This window comes from Enterobacter sp. SGAir0187, assembly GCF_002952735.2.
GTDB classification, from domain to species: domain Bacteria; phylum Pseudomonadota; class Gammaproteobacteria; order Enterobacterales; family Enterobacteriaceae; genus Enterobacter; species Enterobacter quasiroggenkampii.
In genome coordinates, this window is sequence record NZ_CP025034.2 from 4,075,991 (window position 1) to 4,098,154 (window position 22,164).

A 22,164-nucleotide genomic window follows, 5' to 3' on the forward strand; every position below is an offset into this window, starting at 1 on the left:
GAAGGTCGGGTAAGGCGAAGCCGCCACCCGACTTATTTTTAACGTACTACCGCTTGTCCAACGTTCTCGTCCGCCTTCCACACGCGATACTTCACTTCCACGTTTTCAGGCGTATAAACCACGATCGGCAACTTGCTGTTGTAGCGCAGCAGGCTATTGTCGCCCAAATACGCTGTCACAAATTTCTTCTTTTTCTTGCCATCCGGGCAGGCCATCATGGTGGAGACCGGCGAGGTCACTTTATCAAAGACGTAGTAGTCGTAACCCCAGCCTTCCAGGGTTTTGCTCTCCAGCTGGCCACCCAGGCGATGCTGGTTGCAATCCACTTCCAGCGTCTTGCCAATTAACAGCTCTACTTTGAAATTCGCTTCATCCTGCTGTGCCGGCAGCTGGATCACCTGACGCTTCATCCCTTTATCCGCTTTCGGATACGGCGCGACTTTTTCCAGCGGCTGCTCTTTAGGGGTTTCGCTGGCGAAAGCACTGGTGCTGACACACGCGGCGGCGATGAGTGCGAGGGCAAATTTAGGTGCGTTTTTCATTGTCATTCCTTTATGTCAAAACGATCCTGTACAGGTTAACATATCAACTATAAATGGTTGGTGTTATTTACTTACATTTTTAATGTAAATAGCATAATAAACCACATATTTACCATTTTTGTAGGTGTTTGTACTGACATGGAGTCCGGCTGGCGTTTGTGTTATTTTAGACCCTCTATAATGTTATTCATCTGTAAAAGGGAAGAGAGATGGTTCGTGCAAAAATGAAAACGCCTGAAGGCCGCAAATTCCTCCTGGCGCTGCTGGTTGTGTTTATGATTGCTGCCGCGTGCGTGGGGCGGGCCACCATTGTTGGCGTCATCGAACAGTACAACATTCCACTCTCAGCCTGGACAACCAGCATGTATGTCCTGCAATCGGCGATGATCTTTGTCTACAGCCTGGTGTTCACCGTTCTGCTGGCCATCCCGCTGGGCATTTTCTTCCTGGGCGGACGTGATAAACACTAGACGCCGATTTGCGATATCGAAGCCATCCTGCGGGGTGGCTTTTTTTATGTCTAATAATTTTTATTCGCATTTCCAGGATATTCTGTTTCGAACAAGACAGTTCAACATGAAGCAGGAGATGCGCAATGTTATCCCGGTTTGCAACGCTCAGCCGGATCCCGAAAGGCGTCTGGGTGGTGGGTGGCGTCAGTATGCTGATGGATATCTCTTCGGAGATCATTCATAGCCTGCTGCCGTTGTTTATGGTGACGACGCTGGGCGCCAGCGTGATTTTCATTGGTTTGATTGAAGGCCTGGCTGAGGCTACGGCGCTGTTTATCAAGGTGTTTTCCGGCGCCATCAGTGACTATCTGGGCAAACGTAAAGGACTGGCGGTGCTGGGCTACGGTCTTGGCGCGTTGAGTAAACCGCTGTTTGCTATTGCCTCTTCCTCCGGCATGATCCTTGGGGCGCGCTTAATCGACCGGGTAGGGAAGGGGATCCGGGGTGCGCCGCGCGATGCGCTGGTTGCTGACGTTACGCCGCCGGAACTTCGCGGCGCGGCCTTTGGGCTGCGTCAGTCGATGGACACCGTCGGCGCATTTCTCGGGCCGCTGCTGGCCGTAGGATTAATGCTGCTGTAGAACGATGATTTTCGTACCATTTTCTGGATCGCGGTGATCCCCGGCGTGCTCGCCGTGGCGCTGCTTTTCTTCGGCCTGCATGAGCCGAAAACGCCCGTCGAACATCAACGCACGAACCCCATCAAAAAAGAGAACCTCAGGCGCCTCGGGAAAGGCTGCTGGTGGGTTATTGGTCTGGGGGCCATCTTCACGCTCGCACGATTCAGTGAGGCATTTCTTGTGCTTCGCGCTCAGCAGTCGGGTGTGCCGCTAGCGCTGATCCCGCTGGTGATGGTAGCCATGAATCTGCTCTATTTCCTCTCTGCCTATCCGTTTGGCAAGTTATCGGACGGGATGAGCCACACCCGATTACTGCAGTGGGGGCTGGTGATGCTGATTGGGGCAGATGTCGTGCTGGCGCTGAGCACCCACTGGGCTGGAATGCTTCTGGGCGTTGCGCTTTGGGGAGTGCATATGGGGATGACGCAGGGGCTGCTGGCGGCAATGATTGCGAAAACGGCGCCTGCGGATCTGCGCGGTACCGCCTACGGCATTTTTAGTCTGGTCAGCGGCGTGGGATTGTTAGTCGCCAGCCTGGGCGCCGGGGTCATCTGGGAAACGTTTGGCGCAGAATATACGTTCTATGCCGGAGCGGTAATTTGCCTGGTTACGCTGGTGTACCTGCGCAAAACGCCGGACGAGGCGAAATAAAAAAACCAGCCATAAAAGGCTGGTTTTCAATGTGTTTTTGGTCGGCACGAGAGGATTTGAACCTCCGACCCCCGACACCCCATGACGGTGCGCTACCAGGCTGCGCTACGTGCCGACGCATAGAAAGAATACTACTCGATTCCGTTTCGAATGCAAGGGAATCCGTCGCTAACTGGTTTATTATTAATCAGTTAGCGACGAAGCGCTTCTCATCCGTCAGGACCTGCAGCAGCAGGCTCAGCTGCGGTTTCTGGTCTTTAAGCCGTTCACCCTGCAGGTTATACGTCTGATAATTCCCATTGTTGTTCAGCACCAGCGTCAGCTTCGGCGTAGTCACCACCAGCGTATTATTCCCCGCAGCCGTGACCCAGTTATGGCGGCGCGCGGCGCTGAAGAGATCCTGCCCCTGAGAATACTCGTTGGCTGGCGTGCTGACATGCAGCAGGCGTTGCATCAGGGTGGTCATCACATCTTTATGCTCGGTAAGCATATTGATGCGCTGCGCCGGCGTACCCGGCCAGTGGATGACCAGCGGAACCTGCAGGTTCGGGCGTGACCAGCTCATGCTCTTCGTCTCGTCACCTAACGGGACGCCATGGCCTGCGGTCACGATCACCACGGTGTTATCCAGCTTGCCGGACTCACGTAGCGCGTCAAGCACGCGGCCAATCTGTGCATCAACTTCACCCGCCGCGCGGCCGTAGCGGCGCGCGAAATCACTCTTATTGCTGTTAGCAAGCGTAGTGCCGTTAAAGGAAACCCATGAGAACCAGCGGTTATCTTCCTGGGCATAGCGCTGCAGCCAGTTTATCCATTGGCTGGCGGTCTGCGCATCGGACTGATTTTGTGCCGCTGGCAGTGAAAAATCGGACAGTAGCGCCTGGCGGTAGAGCGGGCTGTTAAAGCCATCGGATGAGAACAACCCTAACTGATAGCCCTGCTGATTAAGCCCGGTGATCAGCGCCGCAGGAATGCGCGCAGACAGCACGCCGTCCATGTATCCGGCAGAAATGCCATAGAACAGGCCAAAGATGCCCGCGTCGGTTGTGTTACCGGAGCTCATATGCTGAGTAAACGTGACGTTTTGACTCGCGAAATCGGCCAGCGCAGGCATCTGCTTCTCGTAACGGGAATAGTTCAGGCCATCGACGGTGATCAGCAGGACGTTTTGCCCGCGGCCCATATCTCGATAGCGGAGGTCGCTCAGCGGATACTGCACGCTGACGGCTTCCGGGTTACCCTGCTCGATAAGACGGCGCTGGTACTCCTGCGCATCAAGCAGGCCATGTTTCTCGAGGAAGCGACGGGCCGTCATCGGGTACGAGAGCGGCAGGTTAGCGCGCTGCATGGTAATAGGGCGATAGAAGTTCGCATCCGCCCAGATATACATGATGTGCGAACTGATAAAGGAGACGAAGAAGAGCGCGGCGACGGGCTTCGCGTAATGACGTCGCCGGGTCAGGCTACGCAGTTTTTGCCAGCTCCAGGTGGCGAACAGCATCTCAATCAACAGGATCACCGGGACGCTGATAAACATCAGCTGCCAGTCACGGGCCGTTTCGTTCTGGTCGGGGTTAATCACCAGTTCCCAGACGATGGGGTTGAGATGCAGGTGAAAGCGGGTGAACACTTCACTGTCGATAAGCAGCAGCGTCATCCCCACCGTTGCAAGGATGGCGGACAAAAATCGCATCAGACGCTGCGACATGACGATAAACGTCAAGGGGAACAGGATCAGCAGATAGGTGGCGAAAACCAAAAAGCTAAAGTGACCGACAACGCTTATCCAGGAGTAGATACGCCCGGTGAGCGTTGTTGGCCAGTCTGCGACAAACAGATAACGACAGCCAATGACCGTCGCCAACAGAATGTTGAACAGGGCAAACCAGTGCCCCCAGCTGACCATCTGGGAGACTTTTTCACGGTAGCGCTGACGATTCGTCACCATAAACTGTTGTTCGTATCCCTTAATGGGCCGGGTCGTTGCTGACGGACGACTGTAAAGCCTGGGCGAAAGATTTTGCGATCGCCTGACGCTGAGCCGGAGCAACGCTGGTGTTAATCAGGTTGGTGACCATATTTCCCAAAACCATCAGGGAGAGATCGGTCGGCGTTTTATGTTTTTCCAGTACGTTGACCAGCTCACTGAGCAGTTGTTCAACGTGTTCATCACTGTAGCGGGAATGTTGTGGCATAAATCAAAATCAGTTTGTTGATGAAAGGGCAACATATTACCGTAGCAACAGCTTTTTTTCCCCTTTTTTATCTGTTGTTGCACACATGTCCTGGTGGTGGTTGAATACCGCCCGGTCTAAAAGGAGAGTTTATCATGAGTCTGGAAATCAACCAGATTGCCTTGCACCAGCTTATCAAGCGCGATGAGCAAACCCTTGAAGTGGTGCTACGCGATTCGTTACTGGAACCTACGGCGACCGTTGTGGAGATGATGGCAGAGCTGCATCGCGTCTACAGCGCCAAAAATAAAGCCTATGGGCTGTTCAGCGAAGAGAGTGAACTGGCCGATAGCCTGCGCCTGCAGCGCAAGGGTGAAGAGGATTTCCTGGCGTTTAGCCGTGCGGCAACCGGGCGTCTGCGCGACGAGCTGGCGAAATATCCGTTCGCGGACGGTGGGATCGTGCTGTTCTGCCACTACCGCTACCTGGCGGTCGAGTATCTGCTGGTTACCGTGCTGAATAACTTAAGCAGCATGCGCGTGAACGAGCAGCTGGATATCAGCTCGACGCACTATCTGGACATTAACCATGCGGATATCGTGGCGCGTATTGATTTGACCGAGTGGGAAACCAACCCGGAATCGACCCGCTACCTGACTTTCCTGAAGGGGCGCGTGGGCCGCAAAGTGGCGGATTTCTTCATGGACTTCCTCGGTGCCAGTGAAGGGCTTAACGCCAAAGCGCAGAACAAAGGGCTGCTCCAGGCGGTGGACGATTTCACAGCCGAAGCGCAGCTCGATAAATCTGAGCGCCAGACGGTGCGCCAGCAGGTTTACAGCTACTGCAACGAACAGCTGCAGGCTGGGGAAGAGATTGAGCTGGAGTCGCTGTCAAAAGAGTTGGCGGGCGTCAGCGAAGTCAGCTTCCAGGAATTTACCGCAGAGAAGGGCTATGAGCTTGAAGAGAGCTTCCCGGCGGATCGCAGCACGCTACGTCAGTTAACCAAGTTTGCTGGCAGCGGCGGTGGGTTAACCATCAACTTTGATGCGATGCTGCTGGGGGAACGTATCTTCTGGGATCCGGCCACTGATACGCTGACCATTAAGGGGACGCCGCCGAATCTGCGCGATCAGCTTCAGCGCCGCACCTCGGGCGGTAAATAGCAGGCACAAAAAACCCCGCAGAAGCGGGGTTTTTTTCGACAGGTTTGCGATTACGCGCGAACGAAGTCGATGTGAGTCAGTTTTGGCTTGAACGCGTGACGCTGAACAGCCTGAACTTTCACTTTTTCTTCTTTACCGCCAACAACGATGGTCAGAACTTCGCTGTAGAATTCAGCTTTGGTCTGCAGGTTCCACAGTTTGTCGTGATCCAGTTCGATTGCAACTGGAGCAGCTTCGCCACCGTAAACGATAGCCGGGAACTTGTTAGCGGTACGCAGGCGGCGGCTCGCACCCTTACCCTGCACGTTACGTACTTCTGCTTCGATAGTAAACATTGATTTCTCTCTGTATTTAAAACCCTACTACAGGCGACCCAGCAGCAGGTGAGTGTTCTGCCTCACGGATGTGAAGCGGGCGGCATTTTATACTCAAATGCCCCTCACATCAATGAAAAGTCCCGCTACCCGCGCAATTCGTTGGCGCGACGGAAGCGACCTTCGTAGTCGAAGAGTTTTTCGCGCACCTGCCAGAACTGGCCTTTTTTGCGGGCGACGACAAAATCCGGATGGCGCAATAGCACCTGCTGGCGCACGATATCGGCCACGGTGATCCAGCGCAGGGGCACGCCCGGAGTGCGGGTGTGCGGGCGGATAAACAGCTGTTCGAAGGCCGTTCGCTGAGCTGGCGTCTGAAGCCTGAAGCGCTCGCTGACGTCCGCCCCGTCTTCATCGTAATAGGTGATTTTCAACCATTCGCCTTTTTCATCGGCGCCGGGCTGCAACGCCATGCCGGAACAGCGCAGCACCAGCGCATCTTTCAGCTTTAGCGCCGCTTTCAGCATGTCGTCCGGGTCAACCAGCACCGTGTCGCACTCCCGACAGCGGCGAGCGGCAATGTCATTTTCGGCGTTGCACTGCGGGCAGTTTTTAAAGCGGAAACGAAAATCGCACTGCTCGCGATGCCCGTCATCATCTTCAAACCAGCCCTGACAGCGGCGGCCAAAATGTTCGATCAGCGTGCCGTCGGCGGTGGTTTTGCCCCAGAAGGTGTTGGCAAACCCGCAGGCAGGGCAAAAGACCTGCACGGGCACGTTGTCGCTTTTCCCTTTTGGTGCGCCGACCTCAGGCGTATAGAGATCGTGCGGGTTACCGGCATAATCCAGAATCAGGCAGTCGGTTTTCCCCGGCGCCAGACGCAGGCCGCGGCCCACAATTTGCTGATACAGACTGACCGATTCGGTAGGGCGCAAAATGGCGATCAGATCGACGTGCGGGGCATCGAAGCCGGTGGTCAATACCGATACGTTAACCAGATAGCGGAACTGCTGGGCTTTAAAGGCCTCAATCAGGCGGTCGCGCTCCGGGCCGGGCGTCTCGCCGGTGATGAGCGCCGCGTCGCCGGAGGGCAGTAACCCGGTGATTTCGCGGGCGTGCTCAACGGTGGCGGCAAAGATCATCACCCCTTTGCGCGTCGCGGCGAACTCCTCAATCTGGCTGATGATATGCGGCGTAATGCGCTTTTGCTTTTTCAGCTCCTGGTTAAGATCCGCTTCGCTGAATAACCCGTTGCTCTGCGCCTGCAGGCGGCTGAAATCGTACTGCACCACCGGCATATCCAGTCGTTCAGGCGGCGTCAGGTAGCCATGTTTAATCATATAGCGCAGCGGAAGCTCGTAGATGCAGTCGCTAAACAGGGCCTTGTCATCGCCGCGCACCATGCCGTGATAATGGTAGCGATAGATCCAGCCTTTCCCCAGACGAAACGGGGTCGCCGTCAGGCCCAACAGGCGCAGGTGAGGATTCACCTCTTTCAGGTGGGACAGGATTTGCTGATACTGGCTGTCGTCGTCATCGCTGATGCGGTGACACTCGTCGACAATCAGCAGCGAAAACTCGCTGCGAAACAGATCCAGATTGCGGGCCACCGACTGCACGCTGCCAAACACCACCTTGCCGTGGCTCTCTTTACGCTTTAGACCGGCGGCGAAAATGTCGGCTTCCAGTCGAAGCGCACAATACTTGGCGTGGTTTTGCGCGACGAGCTCTTTAACGTGCGCCAGCACCAGCACGCGGCCGCGGGCCAGACGCGCCAGTTCGGCAATGACCAGGCTTTTGCCTGCACCGGTCGGGAGCACAATCGCCGCCGGCTCGCGATGTTTACGGAACCAGGCGAGGGTGGCGTCAACGGCTTCCTGCTGATAGGGACGAAGTGTAAAAGTCATGGGGTCTCGGTTTCGTTAATCCGCATATAGTATGCCACGAAACTTTTTCCCTTGAGTGGCGCAACCAGACCATTATACTGAACCGTTCCAGACTGCTTCTTTTTTCGGACCTGTTGTCCGACTTCCTGCACCATTAAGGCTAAAAAGATTTCATGCGACTTGATAAGTTTATCGCTCAGCAACTCGGCGTAAGCCGCGCTATTGCCGGGCGCGAAATTCGCGCCAGCCGCGTTACCGTGGACGGCGACATTGTGAGAGACAGCGCGTTCAAACTGCAACCTGACCATCAGGTGGAGTATGACGGCAATCCGCTGACCCAGCAGCACGGTCCTCGCTACTTCATGCTCAATAAGCCGGAAGGCTACGTCTGCTCAACGGACGATCCGGATCACCCGACGGTGCTCTATTTCCTCGACGAGCCGGTGGCGCACAAGCTGCACGCCGCAGGTCGACTCGATATCGACACCACCGGGCTGGTGCTGATGACCGACGACGGTCAGTGGTCGCACCGCATCACCTCTCCACGCCACCACTGCGAGAAAACCTATCTCGTGACGCTGGAGTCACCGGTGTCGGATGACACGGCAGAGCACTTCGCGAAAGGCGTTCAGCTGCATAATGAAAAAGATCTGACCAAACCGGCGGTGCTCGAAGTCATCACCCCGACCGAGGTCCGCCTGACCATCAGCGAAGGGCGCTATCATCAGGTGAAACGTATGTTTGCCGCGGTGGGGAACCACGTTGTTGGCCTGCATCGCGAACGGATTGGTGCGATTGAACTCGATCCCGACCTGGCGCCTGGCGAATATCGCCCGTTAACGGAAGAAGAGATCGCCAGCGTCGGTCTGCCTTCGCACTAATTTCAGGAGAACTCTGTGACCACCAGGCCACACTCGTCGTTCAAAATCGTCTTCATTCTTGGCCTGCTGGCCATGCTGATGCCGCTGTCTATTGATATGTACCTGCCCGCGCTGCCGGTGATTTCTGCACAGTTTGGCGTCCCGGCGGGCAGCGCGCAGATGACGCTCAGCACCTATATTCTCGGCTTTGCCCTCGGCCAGCTGTTTTATGGCCCGATGGCGGACAGCCTTGGACGCAAGCCGGTCATTCTGGGCGGGACGCTGGTCTTTGCGGCCGCAGCGGTTGCCTGCGCGCTGGCGCAGACCATCGATCATCTGATTATCATGCGTTTCTTCCACGGTCTGGCGGCGGCAGCGGCAAGCGTGGTGATTAACGCCCTGATGCGCGATATCTACCCGAAAGAAGAGTTCTCCCGCATGATGTCGTTTGTCATGCTGGTGACGACGATTGCACCGCTGGTGGCCCCGATGGCCGGTGGTGCGGTGCTGGTGTGGTTCAGCTGGCATGTGATTTTCTGGATCCTGGCCCTGGCCGCGCTGCTGGCCTCCGCGATGATCTTCTTCTTTATTGATGAAACGCTTCCCGTCGAGCGCCGCCAGAAGTTTCACATCCGAACCACCATCGGTAACTTTGCCTCGCTGTTTCGCCACAAGCGGGTGCTGAGCTATATGTTGGCAAGCGGGTTCAGCTTCGCCGGGATGTTCTCCTTCCTGAGCGCCGGGCCGTTTGTCTACATCGAGCTTAACCACGTGTCGCCGCAGCACTTCGGCTATTACTTTGCGCTTAACATCGTCTTCCTGTTCATCATGACCATCATCAACAGCCGCTTTGTCCGACGGGTGGGGGCGCTGAACATGTTCCGCGCCGGGCTGTGGATCCAGTTTGTGATGGCGATCTGGCTGGTGGTGAGCGCGTTTCTGGGCGTGGGCTTCTGGGCGCTGGTGGTTGGCGTGGCGGCCTTTGTCGGCTGCGTGTCGATGGTGTCATCCAATGCGATGGCGGTGATCCTGGATGAGTTCCCGCATATGGCGGGAACCGCATCCTCCCTGGCGGGGACGTTTCGCTTCGGCATCGGCGCTATCGTTGGGGCGTTGCTTTCGATGGCCACCTTTACGACGGCATGGCCGATGCTGTGGGCGATGGCTTTTTGCGCAACCAGCTCGATACTCTTCTATCTTTACGCCAGTCGACCGCGAAAAGCGGCTCACTGAAACACAGAGAAGGCCCGTCAGGGCCTTCAGATTGATGACAAACCCCGCTATTCATTATGCTGCTGGTTTCTTGCCGGGTGATGCTGCGCTTGCCAGGCATACATATCTCAACAATATCAATAAATTGCATCATTCATCGTAGGCCCGTGCAAGCGTAGCGCCGCCGGGCGAAACTCACTAAATGCACTTTATCAACAGTCTGAAGGCCCGCATCAGTAACTCATGGCTCAAACCCTTTCTCCGGGTTGCACTGCATATGATCCCAGCCCTTATAGTTACGCACCTCTGGTACGCGGGTCGGCAAGTCCTTCCAGTATGACAACTCAGAAGCCGTTAGGTATTTAAGAGACTTCGGAGGAATGTACGATAGCCCCCAGGCTGCTCCGGCAAATCCCGGTCGAAGGTGATGCTTATCACCGTCTTCATCGACATAATCAATACCCGTACCACCGGGCAAAATCCGCGGGTCATCGAAGGGTTTTGAACTCATGTAGAGATTGCCCTGGCGGGTTAAGAGAAAGCCCTGATCGTTAACGACCGTGAACGAGAGCATGTTTTCTCTGGATGGGCTGTTTGAGCCGTCCGGTTCGACCGTATGAAAACCGGTGTTAAATGGTGCTGATTGCCAGGTTTTTCCGTAATCTTTTGAAACAGCGAAGGCATCCGTATCCCAGGACGGAATGGCAATGTAGCGCTCGGAAGGATGCACATATTTGCCAGCAAATGCCCGGTAGAACTGGCTGGAAACTTCTGAACGTATACCGCGCTGCGGGTCAATGTAGAATAATGCCCCTTCACAGTTCCATCCCTTCAGTTCCAGGTAACGATGGTCGTCAAAGCGGTAAATAACCTGCGTAGGCGCGTCCTGCGCCAGTGTGCATCCCGCCATCAACATCAGCCCGGCCAACATTGCCAGGCCCACTCGTTTATTCATCATCCGGCTTTCCTTCTCGGCGCAGGGGAGATTTTGCTAAATCCTTTAACGGGAGGCGTGCCCGAATCAGGGCGCTCACCGCTCAAGCCCTTTATCCGGGTTGCACTGCATATGATCCCAGCCCTTATAGTTACGCACCTCTGGTACGCGGGTCGGCAAGTCCTGCCAGTTCGTCAGAAACTGGTCAGTTAGTAGGTCGATTGTTTTGGGTGGAATATATGACAGCCCCCATTTTGGTCCGGCAAAACCCGGTCGAAGGTGATGCTTATCACCGTCTTCATCGACATAATCAATACCCGTACCACCGGGCAAAATCCGCGGGTCATCGAAGGGTTTTGAACTCATGTAGAGATTGCCCTGGCGGGTTAAGAGAAAGCCCTGATCGTTAACGACCGTGAACGAGAGCATGTTTTCTCTGGATGGGCTGTTTGAGCCGTCCGGTTCGACCGTATGAAAACCAGTGTTAAACGGTGCTGATTTCCAGGTTTTTCCGTAATCTTTTGAAACTGCAAAGGCATCCGTATCCCAGGACGGAATGGCAATGTAGCGCTCGGAAGGATGCACATATTTGCCAGCAAATGCCCGGTAGAACTGGCTGGCGACTTCAGAGCGGATACCACGCACCGGGTCAACGTAGTACAACGCGCCCTGGCAGTTCCATCCTTTCAGTTCAAGGTAACGATAATCGTCAAAGCGGTATATCACCTGCGTAGGCGCGTCCTGCGCCAGTGTGCATCCCGCCATCAACATCAGCCCGGCCAACATTGCCAGGCCCACTCGTTTATTCATCATCCGGCTTTCCTTCTCGGCGCAGGGGAGATTTTGCTAAATCCTTTAACGGGAGGCGTGCCCGAATCAGGGCGCTCACCGCTCAAGCCCTTTATCCGGGTTGCACTGCATATGATCCCAGCCCTTATAGTTACGCACCTCTGGTACGCGGGTCGGCAAGTCCTGCCAGTTCGTCAGAAACTGGTCAGTTAGTAGGTCGATTGTTTTGGGTGGAATATATGTCAGCCCCCATTTTGGTCCGGCAAAACCCGGTCGAAGGTGATGCTTATCACCGTCTTCATCGACATAATCAATACCCGGACCACCGGGCAAAATCCGCGGGTCATCGAAGGGCTTTGAGCTCATGTAGAGATTGCCCTGGCGGGTTAAGAGAAAGCCCTGATCGTTAACGACCGTGAACGAGAGCATGTTTTCTCTGGATGGGCTGTTTGAGCCGTCCGGTTCGATCGTATGAAAACCGGTGTTAAATGGCGCAACTTGCCATGTCTCACCGTAGTTTTTTGAAACAAGGAAGGCATCGGTTTCCCACCCAGGAATGGCAATATAACGCTCGGAGGGATGCACATACTTGTCAGCAAATGCCCGGTAAAACTGGCTGGCGACTTCAGAACGGATACCGCGCACCGGGTCAACGTAGTACAACGCGCCCTCACAGTTCCATCCCTTCAGTTCCAGGTAACGATGGTCGTCAAAGCGGTAAATAACCTGCGTCGGCGCGTCCTGCGCCTGTGTGCATCCCGACAATAGCATCAGCCCGGCCAGCATTGCATGAGCAGCTGTTTTATTCATCATCCGACTTTCCTTTTCGGTTCAGAGGGGACTGTGTTAAATCCTTCAACGGGAGGCATTGGCCATTGAAGATTTGCCACTTCACGGTTATGAACTTCCGGATAGCGAGCAGGAATCACACGTGTTGCATTCATAAACTGGTTCACCACCCCATACTCGCCGGTAGGTAAGACTGAATCCGGTTTATTCATATACTTTTTGGTTGTTTCAAATCGTAGCTCACCCGTTCGATAATAATTCCTTGCATAACTGTCTGTTGACCAACTGCGCCAGTCGGCCAATGCGATTAATTCCCGCCAAAATGCACCATGCTCAAAATCAAACGACTTACAGGGGCCAATTGCCAGGTCATAGGCCATCGCCAGTTCAGGCACTTTAGGCGACATGACGATAGATGAATGCTGGCTGAACATCACATCATCTGAAGAACTGAATAGCTTGTGCAGCTCGGCTTCGGTCAAATTCCGGCGTACAACGATTTTTTTGTTGGCATCGTTAACGCCGATAACTTCACCGCTGACGATATCGATATTGCGCCAATACTTGAGCGTGCTGATTTCGTTTTTCGTCAGTACATGACCGGGCCGTAGATGTTTGAACGGTTCATACGGGGGGCAGTCAAAAACCTCCTCCTTTGTTCGTCGGAAGTTGCTGGTTGCTCCTGCTTTGGCGTTATACGAAACCATAACGTCATTCCCCCCGACAGGGGCTTTGTAGGCGTTATCTTTATCAGCATTGGTATCGAGCGGGTTTAGTTGCCCCATCAGCGTGAAAATAAACGGCTCAGGCAGGGCTTCGCCGTTAGGCACCACATCGCTGTAATCCCAGGTTGCGTTTGTCAGTGCTGAATAGGAGAAATCACCTTTTCCCGCAGCAGGCTTACGGAACGGTTTTCCATCAGGCGCAAGACCAACACTGCTGTTCTGGAAAAAAACGCGCTGGCGTAAATTGGGGATGGTGTCGGCCAGCTTTTGTGGTACCCCGCGCCAGCCGAAACCCTGAATGGGAAGCAGTGATACGGTTCCATCATTCGGGCAGAAATAGTTATAGACTTTGCCGAAGTTATTACGCTGATTTAAAGGCGAATCATACCAGTTACGGCTGAACTCCTTGCGCGGGAGGGCCATTGTGTCGAGCAGCGTTTGTTGATCTGCGGCAGTCATCAGGCCGTCGCCGCTGGTCGCATATTTTTCATTCGTTGCCATCAGACGGCAGAAATTCTCAAAGGTTTGCTGACGGGCGGCGTCAGTCTGGTGGTGGCCTGGCTGACCGTTCTCCAGCCAGCGATTTTCAAGAGAATACGGAGAGTGATTGAGGATAACGCAATCAACTGGGGCCAGTTCTGCTTGCTTGACCAGCATGTTTGCCAACATCGTGATAATAGTTCCCTGGCTGTGCGCAACAATGTTAATCGTGTCGTTGCGCGTTGCCGGGGTTCGCCGAATTGTTATTATCAGATTTGCCAGCCGCTGCGCGGCATAAAACTGATAAATACGGTGTGGGTTGCCGTATACCGGATGGGTAAAGTCACCGCCATTTGCCAGTTCACTCCGGCTCAAAAAGCCCACCGCGCCCAGCGCTGTGCCACCAGCTCCCGGCCCAAGCATATCAGGGATGCTGGTCGTGGCATTGGCGAACGTTCCACCTCCCCAGACGCCATTCAAGTCCAGAGTATTGTGAAAGCAGTCCATCGCATACTTACCGCCGAATCGTTTTAAGATCGCCGGGTCGTTTTCACGATAAGCATCATAGGGTAAGGGGGTTTCTGAGCTATTACCGCTCTTGCGCATGGCTTCGCGGTACTGGCGCTGGTCATCCTCCCACATAGCCTTATCAACAGGGCGATAGCCCCAATAAAACGGGATCACCGGCGAACGCACGGGAGTACTGGAGCAGACCATTTGTTTTTTCTGTGTATCGGTACAATCCTCCATTACTCCTTCTGCGTTACGGATTTTGTAGGTTTTTTCTTCCCACTCATGCGGCCATAAATCATCGCGGCCAAGCCGCTTTTTCAGCCCTTCGATGATGCCGCGCTCCTGGTTCTGATAGGCTTCCCCCACGTCATTCACACCATGAACCAGGATCACAATGCCTGGCATTGGACGGTGAACGGGGCAGTTCGTGGTGTACATTGATTTACCCGCATTTACCGGAACACCGATACACTGCTGCGCCAGGAAACGCTTGTTATGTGCGCCGTAACTTTGCGGATCGTGAGACTCTGGGGCCTCATCAAATGGGTTGGCGTTCTGCGCATCAGTTGACTCACTCATACGGTTCCCTCCGGGGCTTCTGACTCATGGACTAATTCGAGTGACCTGGTTTCAAGTTCAGACGTGTTCAGGAGCGGCGATTCACCGTTATCATCGGTGATCCCCTCAATGACTTCGCCCTTTTTATGGAGCCTGAAACGTTGACCTTTGAGAATATGATCCGGGTCGTCAGGAGCATGTAGCCGGAACTGCTGAGCCAACTCACCTTCAGCAAAGGTAGGTTTCAGATGGTCGAGACTTGCCTTCGCCATGTAATCGACGGCAGGAGCTTTAAAACGGACGTAATGCGGGGCAATAAATTCGATTTCACCCTGCTTAAGACGAATGCCCGCGCCTGCGCACATCAACAACAATTCATCCTTCGCATTCAGGACAATTTTGCCCTGTGAACTGGTCAGATTAATGTTCTGATTCGCAACGGCGTTAATTTCCCCCTTCTGAGCAGTCAGGCGAATCGACCCTTTTGCAGCGGTAAGCACCATACCTGCTTTGCGAACGAATACGGAGAAAACTTCCCCTGCGGCCAGAGTCATGCGACGGAAGGCGTTGGCATTCATGTCCTGCCTGGCCGTTGTGATCATGTTCTCTCCGGCATGCAGCAAGACTGATTGAGGAGAGGTGAGCGCTATGCCGGTTTCACCATGCAGGGAGAGCGTGGCATCTTCTGGTTTTGCGACTCGCTGCCGAAGTTCAGTCACCGGCGACAGATCGGCGGCTGGCGTGTCAGCTATTTCCGAACTCGCCTGAAGCGAGCGGGCCAGTTGTAACGCAGATTCAAGCTGCGCTATGGTCGCGGCCATGTCATTTTGATGGCCGGTCGCTTTTGATTGTGCTTCTGTGGTGATGTGAAAACCTTCAGCAGAACGCAATGAAGCCTGCTTGTCTGTACGTAACTCAACGCCTTCGCCTCGCGGCTTGCCAGATGCGTCTACCAGGTGGCCCAGGTTCAGTTGTGACTTACCGTACTCCGTCGCAACTTTGATGTGTTCCTGGCCTTTCTTATCCTCCATCCGAAGTTTGTTATTTCGTGGCGTCCTGATGATGTTTCGCGTGCTGTTTCGGTCAGTGACTAAATCAGGATTAATATCATCATGGAAGGCATGCGCTATGAACGGACGTTCCGGGTCGCCATTTTCAAACGCAATGCCAACTTCCGTATTATCGAGGAGCGGGAAATGTATCCCATAAGTATCACCGGCGTATTGTCTCCCTAACCTGACAGGCATACTCTCCAGCCCCTTTTTCCATTCAGCCTGGTCAAAGTTAAAGTGCACCCGATAACGGCCATGATTATCAATTCGCGAAAGCCGATCGTTAAGACTTATCCCTGATACTCTCGCCGGGATTGTGCCTGCGATGATTGGGCGTGGCAGACGCTCAGGGCGATAGCACCAGATCTCGCTGTAGGGAACCCCTTTAATTTCACTTTGAAAACTGCTCTTTCGTGACCCTGTAGAGCGAATGCTGGTAACAACCATCCCTTTGTCAAAGGCGGCTGGTTTGGTGCCGGTGATATCGAGATCGAAGCCCGGCACAATAGCGGGATCGTCGGCTACGGCTTCCAGCGTAATCATATTGCTAAGCAGGCATTCATGACGAATTCGGGCAAAGTGCCAACTGGTTTCGGCCTGTTGGCCTTTGCCTGTCGCGTAACGATCGCCGGATACCAGATGATTATCCGCGTAGTGATATTCGCCACCGTAAACCAGTTCTGGCTGTCGGGATTTATCGGCCTGGGTTTCGAGTGTCCTGAAACGTCGACTCTCCCGATAGTTGTAGTTACGCACGTCGACCGAGCCGGGTACGATGGCATGCCTGGTTGTCATTTTTCGCAGGCTGTAGCTATTGCCTGTGGTTCCTGCCGGGTTGATTGCCGCGATCTTGTGGTTGTGCACATAGTGCGCCCCGGAATCTCCGAACACGATAACAACAATATTGTCATGGTCGGGATGCAGTTCGAACCGGAACCATATTCCCACTTCAGACAGCAAGCGTTGGATGAACGCCAGATCGCTCTCCTTCCACTGAACGATCATCTCCCGCTGCGGATATTCCCAGTGAAGCAGGTCAAAATTGATTTCGTACCCCTCAAAGTAGTGTTCTTTGAGGATGCGCTTAACCAGTTCGGGTACAGAGACATTCTGATAGATAGCGCTGCGATACCGGGCGTTTAGTAGTGCCAGAGGATGTTCCAGCACGGCTTCGTACAGCGTTTCGTCAGCGCTGCTACTGATCCTGCTGATCTCGGTTATGACACCAGGGATTTTACGCAAAGCCACCCATTTCCCGCGATCGGGAAAATAGGTCGACCAGGCAGGGTTGTTGGCTCGAAGAATAAATGATGCTTCTTTCTGCACGATATGAAAGGCTTCAGCATCAGCTGTGGTTGAGGTAAAACGGATGGTGTAACGATAGGGGGTACTCAGTGCTTCTTCGCCGGTGAATGATTCCACATCGGCAATCAAGTCAGAACGGCTGATGTTCAGGAGGTATTTATTCAGACTTTCTTCTGGATTGAATACCACCGGTTCAGTAGATAACCGTATTTCGCGTCCATTCATAGGTGTCCTTTACAGTCACATGACTGATCTTTCAGCAATCGTGAATTTGCATTAAGTTCACGATAGGTTGCAAACTATACAACCTAAGACCATTGATTTTGAATGGTTATCTGTATAAATATGCTTCATCATAATTTTAACTGTACTTAAAGACATTTCATTCAAGGACGGATACGAATGAATCAGCGATTTATTTTAGTGGGAGATACCACGACGCACGGCGGTTCAATTGTACAGGGCATTTACACGCACACCGTTGACCGTGCTCCAATGGTCGTTACCGGCCATAAGTTCGATTGCCCTCAATGCGGTAAAGAGGCCATGTTAATTGGGTCGAGCCATGTCACTGTTAATGGTCAACGTCGCGTTCTGCAGGGAGATAAAACTACTTGCGGGGCAATAGTGATTAGTCGGTATAAAAGCAGCGTGTCAGAAACCGGAGAGAAAGGTTAGTGATTTGCGCATGCGCAAATTCACGTCAGCTTTAGACTGACTTTTCAGCCAGGAGACATTGCCAGCAGTCTGGAGGGCCCGGCAGGGCCTTTTTTGTTGATGCATATCAACCAAACCCCGTTCGTTTATGCTGTGTTTGTTTATTTTATGTAAAATCTATTTGTGTAAAAAGTCACATCATTGTATTCAAAAAGGTTGAGTTAGATCGCAGAAACGGGTACATATAGCGCCGACGCGAGCCTGAATACCGATAAAAAAGTGCTGAATAGTGCAGGCTGACGATGATGTGTTACTATAAATGTAAATAAATTGTGAAGTAAATTTTGCTTCCGGGGAACGAACGTGAATACATTACAACTTTCTATTGTCCATCGCTTGCCCCAGAGCTATCGCTGGTCGGCGGGTTTTGCTGGTTCGAAAGTTGAACCGATTCCGCAAAACGTCGCGGGCTGTGAAAACTGCCTGGTGGCGCTCAAGCTGTTAAGCCCGAGTGACGAAAATGCCTGGCGGGTGATGGAGCGTCTCAGTCAGGCCCTGACAGATATCGAAGTGGACAGCTCCGTACTGGAGTGCGAAGGTGAGCCGTGCCTGTTTGTGAAAAGCCAGGACGAGTTTGCTGCCACCTGCCGTCTGAAAAATTTTGGCGTTGCCATTGCCGAGCCTTTCTCCGGCCAGTACCCGTTCTGAGCGCTAGTCTGACGACAACAGCTGGCGCGTGTAGCGCTGCGTTGGCGCGCTAAATACGCGCTGGCAATCACCCTGCTCGACCACCTCTCCCTGACGCAACACAATCACCTGATGGCATAGCGCCCGCACCACCTGTAAATCATGGCTGATAAAGATATAGGCCAGCCGGTGCTTTTCCTGAAGCCCTTTCAGTAGCGCCAGGATCTGCGCCTGAACGGTCCTGTCCAGCGACGACGTGGGTTCATCCAGAATAATCAGCTCCGGTTTCAGGATCAGCGCGCGGGCGATGGCAATACGCTGGCGCTGGCCGCCGGAGAATTCAGCCGAATAACGGTGGCGGGTCTCGGGATCCAGGCCCACTTCGGTCATGACCCGCATGACCTCCTGCTCGCGTTGCTGCGCGCTCAGGCCGGGCTGATGGACGCGCAGACCCTCTTCGATAATCTGTAACACGCTGAGCCGTGGGTTAAGTGAGGAGTTGGGATCCTGAAACACCACCTGCATGCGGGGACGCACGGGCAGCATCTGGCGGCGGTTCCAGCGGTGCAGCGGCATATCGTCAAACAGGATCTCGCCCTGGGAGGCAATTAAGCGCAGCAGCGCCAGACCGGTGGTGCTTTTACCCGAGCCGGATTCGCCCACCAGCCCCAGGGATTCCCCCGGGCGCAGCGAGAAGCGGAGGTTTTTCAGCACCGGATTGCGATCGACAATGCGTCGTAGAATACCTTTGCGGATCGGGAACGAGACGGACAGATCCTCAACGCGCAGCAGCGGCGTGCTGTCCGCATCGAGAGGAACCGGGTCGCCGGAGGGTTCGCTATCAAGCAGGCGCTGCGTATAGGGGTGCTGCGGCGCGCTCAGCAGTGTTGATGCCGTATTCTGTTCAACACAGCGCCCGTTCTGCATCACCGCCACGCTGTCGGCCAGCTTTCTGACAATGCTCAGGTTGTGCGTGATAAACAGCAGGCTCATGTTCAGCTCGTCACGCAGTTCCCGCAGCAGCGTCAGTATTTGCGCCTGTACCGTCACGTCCAGCGCCGTTGTGGGCTCGTCGGCTATCAGCAGTTCGGGGCGCGTGAGCAGGGCCATGGCGATCATCACGCGCTGGCGTTCGCCGCCGGAGAGCTGATGCGGAAAATCATTCAGTCGTTTAGCCGCATTGCGTATGCCTGTGCGTTCAAGACAATCCAGAATTTCTCCCCGCGCGGCCTCTTTGCGCATCCCACGGTGCAGGGAGAGCACTTCATAGAGCTGTTTTTCCAGGTTGTGCAGCGGGTTAAGCGACACCATGGGCTCCTGGAAGATCATCGCGATTTTGTTGCCGCGAATGCCGCGCAGGGTCTGTTCGTCGGCGTGCAGCAGCGAACGGCCGTGAAAGAGAATATCCCCTTGCGGGTAGCTCACTGGCGGAGAGGGTAGCAGCCGCAGGATGGAGAGCGCCGAAACGCTCTTGCCTGAACCCGATTCACCCACCAGGGCCAGCGTTTCACCGCGCTGGATCTGCAGCGTCAGATCGCTGACCACGGTGCGCGTCTCGTCCTGTTTGGAAAAGGCAATCGACAGGTTATCAATACTGAGCAGGGGCTGGGTCATCTTATACCGCCTTGTTCGGATCAAAGGCATCGCGCACGGCTTCGCCAATAAAAATCAGCAGCGACAGCAGCACGGCCACGGAAAGAAAGGCGGCGATGCCTAACCACGGCGCCTGCAGGTTGTTCTTGCCCTGCAGCAGCAGTTCACCAAGCGATGGGGAACCCAACGGTAACCCGAAACCGAGAAAATCCAGTGAGGTGAGGGTGGTGATGGAGCTACACAGAATAAACGGCAGGAAGGTGAGCGTTGCCACCACGGCGTTGGGCAACATATGGCGGAAAATGATCCCGCGGTCGCTCACGCCAAGCGCCTGCGCGGCGCGAATATAGTCGAAATTACGGGTGCGCAGAAACTCGGCCCTTACCACGCCGACCAGCGCCATCCAGCCGAACAGGACGGTGATGCCTAATAGCCACCAGAAGTTGGGCTGTACGACGCTGGAAAGCAGGATGATAAGAAACAGCGTCGGCATGCCTGACCAGACTTCAATAATCCGCTGACACCACAGGTCAATCTTCCCGCCGTAGTAACCCTGAACGGCGCCCGCCACGACGCCCATCACGCTTGAGAAGAGCGTCAGCATCAGTCCAAAGAGAAGCGAGATTCGCGTGCCGTACAGGATGCGTGCCAGCACGTCGCCACCGTTAGCATCCGTTCCCAGCCAGTTTTGCGCGGAGGGCGGGGAAGGGAAGGGGCTTGTGGTGGCGAAGTTAATGCTGTTTGCGCCAAAACGTACCGGCGCCCAGAGCGCCCAGCCGTGCTGCTCAATCTGCTGGCGAAGCCACGGATCCTGATACTCCGCCGGTGTCGCAAACGGGCCGCCAAAGTCGCTTTCGCTGTAATTGGCGATGACCGGCACGTACCAGCGATCGTTAAAATGTACCAGCAACGGTTTGTCGTTGGCGATCAGTTCTGAAAACAGACTTAAGACAAACAGCACGGCAAAAATCCACAGCGACCAATAGCCGCGGCGGTTGTGGCGAAAGCGGGCCCAGCGGGCCTGGTTGACGGGGCTTAAACGCGGCATCATCGGCCCTCAAAATCGATTCGGGGATCGACCAGCGTATAGCTGATATCGCTGATGATATTCAGCAGCAGGCCAATCAGGGTAAATATATAGAGTGTGCCAAACATTACCGGATAATCGCGCGACACCGTGGCCTCATAGCCCAGCAGTCCCAGACCGTTGAGCGAGAACATCACCTCTATCAGCAGCGAGCCGGTAAAAAACATACTGATGAACGTGGCCGGAAACCCGGCGATCACCAGCAGCATGGCGTTGCGGAACACGTGTTTCCACATGATCTGCTTCTCGCTCACGCCCTTGGCGCGGGCCGTGACGACGTACTGTTTACGAATTTCATCGAGAAAGGCGTTTTTGGTCAACATGGTGAGGGCCGCAAACCCGCCAATGACCGTTGCCAGAACCGGCAGCGTAATATGCCAGAGATAGTCGGTAATTTTCTGGTACCAGGGCAGGGAACTGAAATCGGCGGAGACGAGCCCTCGCAGCGGGAAGAGATCAAAATAACTGCCCCCGGCAAAAAAGACGATCAGCAGAACGGCGAACAGAAACGCCGGGATGGCATAGCCGATAATGATGAACGTGCTGCTCCAGATATCGAACCGGCTGCCGTTGTACACCGCTTTGCGGATCCCGAGCGGAATAGAGACCAGATAGATGATAAGCGTACCCCACAGCCCCAGCGTGATCGAAACCGGCAGGCTTTGCTTGATCAGCGTCAGCACTGACGCACTGCGAAACAGGCTATCGCCAAAATCAAAGCGGATGTAATCCCAGAGCATTTTGAAATAGCGCTCGTGAATCGGTTTGTCAAAGCCGTAGCGGTGGGTGATCTCGGCGATCACTTCCGGATCCAGCCCGCGTCCGCCGCGGTAGTGGCTTTCACTGATATTCCCTACGCCGGTTCGCGCATGGCTGGCACCCATCCCTTCACCGCCGCCGCCGGGCATGCCGCCGCTGTTGCCAAATTCAATGGCGGCAATGGCCTGATCGACCGGCCCACCGGGGGCGATTTGCACGATAAAAAAGTTAATCGTGATGATGGCCCACAGGGTAGGGATGACCAGCAGCAGACGGCGGAGAAGATAGGCACCCATGATAAT

General features: G+C 54.5%; 19 protein-coding genes, 1 tRNA gene and 1 pseudogene. 7 read left to right on the forward strand and 14 right to left on the reverse strand.

Translation table 11 applies throughout. The features are described from left to right. Nucleotides 1-38: 38 nt before the first annotated feature. A complete protein-coding gene (gene eco / locus CWR52_RS19605; RefSeq protein ID WP_104950486.1) occupies nucleotides 39-542 on the reverse strand; it encodes a serine protease inhibitor ecotin in 504 nt (167 codons plus the stop codon). Nucleotides 543-751: 209 nt separating this feature from the next. On the opposite strand from eco, the gene CWR52_RS19610 reads away from it, so the two are divergent. Continuing rightward, nucleotides 752-1,012: a DUF2534 family protein gene (locus CWR52_RS19610; RefSeq protein WP_104950487.1), complete on the forward strand. Its 261-nt coding sequence runs from the start codon at nucleotides 752-754 to the stop codon at nucleotides 1,010-1,012. Between the two features lie 125 nt (nucleotides 1,013-1,137). Then, nucleotides 1,138-2,325, forward strand: a pseudogene (locus tag CWR52_RS19615) (MFS transporter). 38 nt (nucleotides 2,326-2,363) lie between these two features. Here CWR52_RS19615 and CWR52_RS19620 read toward each other — a convergent pair. The 3 genes from CWR52_RS19620 to CWR52_RS19630 form a co-directional block, all read right to left on the reverse strand. Then, nucleotides 2,364-2,440, reverse strand: a tRNA-Pro gene (locus CWR52_RS19620). A 72-nt stretch (nucleotides 2,441-2,512) separates the two neighbouring features. Beyond that, nucleotides 2,513-4,273, reverse strand: a complete 1,761-nt coding sequence (gene yejM, locus CWR52_RS19625; RefSeq protein WP_104950488.1) for an LPS biosynthesis-modulating metalloenzyme YejM — start codon at nucleotides 4,271-4,273, stop codon at nucleotides 2,513-2,515. Nucleotides 4,274-4,292: 19 nt separating this feature from the next. Then, nucleotides 4,293-4,520: a YejL family protein gene (locus CWR52_RS19630; protein ID WP_008500958.1), complete on the reverse strand. Its 228-nt coding sequence runs from the start codon at nucleotides 4,518-4,520 to the stop codon at nucleotides 4,293-4,295. Nucleotides 4,521-4,654: 134 nt separating this feature from the next. On the opposite strand from CWR52_RS19630, the gene yejK reads away from it, so the two are divergent. After that, entirely contained in the window at nucleotides 4,655-5,662 is a 1,008-nt protein-coding gene (gene yejK / locus CWR52_RS19635) for a nucleoid-associated protein YejK (protein WP_104950489.1), read from the forward strand. 50 nt (nucleotides 5,663-5,712) lie between these two features. On the opposite strand, the gene rplY is transcribed toward yejK, so the two are convergent. Further along, nucleotides 5,713-5,997 carry a 50S ribosomal protein L25 gene (gene rplY / locus CWR52_RS19640; protein ID WP_008500956.1) on the reverse strand — a complete coding sequence of 95 codons (285 nt, stop codon included), beginning with the start codon at nucleotides 5,995-5,997 and terminating at the stop codon, nucleotides 5,713-5,715. Nucleotides 5,998-6,122: 125 nt separating this feature from the next. Then, a complete protein-coding gene (locus CWR52_RS19645) occupies nucleotides 6,123-7,883 on the reverse strand; it encodes a DEAD/DEAH box helicase (RefSeq protein WP_104950490.1) in 1,761 nt (586 codons plus the stop codon). A gap of 152 nt (nucleotides 7,884-8,035) precedes the next feature. On the opposite strand from CWR52_RS19645, the gene rsuA reads away from it, so the two are divergent. Both rsuA and CWR52_RS19655 read left to right on the forward strand, forming a co-directional pair. Continuing rightward, nucleotides 8,036-8,743 carry a 16S rRNA pseudouridine(516) synthase RsuA gene (gene rsuA, locus CWR52_RS19650; RefSeq protein ID WP_021241522.1) on the forward strand — a complete coding sequence of 236 codons (708 nt, stop codon included), beginning with the start codon at nucleotides 8,036-8,038 and terminating at the stop codon, nucleotides 8,741-8,743. A 15-nt stretch (nucleotides 8,744-8,758) separates the two neighbouring features. Beyond that, nucleotides 8,759-9,955: a Bcr/CflA family multidrug efflux MFS transporter gene (locus CWR52_RS19655; protein WP_008500953.1), complete on the forward strand. Its 1,197-nt coding sequence runs from the start codon at nucleotides 8,759-8,761 to the stop codon at nucleotides 9,953-9,955. A 220-nt stretch (nucleotides 9,956-10,175) separates the two neighbouring features. Here the strand turns inward: CWR52_RS19655 and CWR52_RS19660 are convergent, their stop codons facing one another. From CWR52_RS19660 to CWR52_RS19680, 5 genes are all read right to left on the reverse strand, one after another. Continuing rightward, nucleotides 10,176-10,889: a T6SS immunity protein Tli3 family protein gene (locus CWR52_RS19660; protein WP_252152201.1), complete on the reverse strand. Its 714-nt coding sequence runs from the start codon at nucleotides 10,887-10,889 to the stop codon at nucleotides 10,176-10,178. A gap of 75 nt (nucleotides 10,890-10,964) precedes the next feature. Next, nucleotides 10,965-11,678 (reverse strand): T6SS immunity protein Tli3 family protein, encoded by a 714-nt coding sequence (locus CWR52_RS19665; protein ID WP_422653405.1) that lies wholly within the window; start codon nucleotides 11,676-11,678, stop codon nucleotides 10,965-10,967. A gap of 75 nt (nucleotides 11,679-11,753) precedes the next feature. Beyond that, nucleotides 11,754-12,467, reverse strand: coding sequence for a T6SS immunity protein Tli3 family protein (locus CWR52_RS19670; RefSeq protein WP_167467804.1), 714 nt, complete (start codon nucleotides 12,465-12,467; stop codon nucleotides 11,754-11,756). Continuing rightward, nucleotides 12,467-14,743, reverse strand: a complete 2,277-nt coding sequence (locus CWR52_RS19675) for a T6SS effector phospholipase Tle3 domain-containing protein (protein ID WP_104950491.1) — start codon at nucleotides 14,741-14,743, stop codon at nucleotides 12,467-12,469. Before CWR52_RS19675 ends, CWR52_RS19670 begins: the two co-directional genes overlap by 1 nt. Next, a complete protein-coding gene (locus CWR52_RS19680) occupies nucleotides 14,740-17,304 on the reverse strand; it encodes a DUF2345 domain-containing protein (RefSeq protein ID WP_104950492.1) in 2,565 nt (854 codons plus the stop codon). The genes CWR52_RS19675 and CWR52_RS19680 overlap by 4 nt, the downstream gene beginning before the upstream one ends. Before the next feature lie 177 nt (nucleotides 17,305-17,481). Here CWR52_RS19680 and CWR52_RS23605 point away from each other — a divergent pair, with 177 nt between their 5' ends. Together CWR52_RS23605 and CWR52_RS19690 are read left to right on the forward strand one after the other, a co-directional pair. Then, nucleotides 17,482-17,757 (forward strand): PAAR domain-containing protein, encoded by a 276-nt coding sequence (locus CWR52_RS23605; RefSeq protein WP_104950493.1) that lies wholly within the window; start codon nucleotides 17,482-17,484, stop codon nucleotides 17,755-17,757. Between the two features lie 342 nt (nucleotides 17,758-18,099). Beyond that, nucleotides 18,100-18,444: a YejG family protein gene (locus CWR52_RS19690; protein ID WP_008500952.1), complete on the forward strand. Its 345-nt coding sequence runs from the start codon at nucleotides 18,100-18,102 to the stop codon at nucleotides 18,442-18,444. Nucleotides 18,445-18,447: 3 nt separating this feature from the next. On the opposite strand, the gene yejF is transcribed toward CWR52_RS19690, so the two are convergent. The 3 genes from yejF to CWR52_RS19705 are packed head-to-tail and all read right to left on the reverse strand — an operon-like array spanning nucleotide 18,448 to nucleotide 22,158. Beyond that, nucleotides 18,448-20,037 carry a microcin C ABC transporter ATP-binding protein YejF gene (gene yejF / locus CWR52_RS19695; protein WP_104950494.1) on the reverse strand — a complete coding sequence of 530 codons (1,590 nt, stop codon included), beginning with the start codon at nucleotides 20,035-20,037 and terminating at the stop codon, nucleotides 18,448-18,450. 1 nt (nucleotide 20,038) lies between these two features. Next, nucleotides 20,039-21,064 carry an ABC transporter permease gene (locus CWR52_RS19700; RefSeq protein ID WP_048224178.1) on the reverse strand — a complete coding sequence of 342 codons (1,026 nt, stop codon included), beginning with the start codon at nucleotides 21,062-21,064 and terminating at the stop codon, nucleotides 20,039-20,041. Beyond that, nucleotides 21,064-22,158, reverse strand: a complete 1,095-nt coding sequence (locus CWR52_RS19705; RefSeq protein WP_008500949.1) for a microcin C ABC transporter permease YejB — start codon at nucleotides 22,156-22,158, stop codon at nucleotides 21,064-21,066. The genes CWR52_RS19700 and CWR52_RS19705 overlap by 1 nt, the downstream gene beginning before the upstream one ends. Nucleotides 22,159-22,164 lie beyond the last annotated feature (6 nt).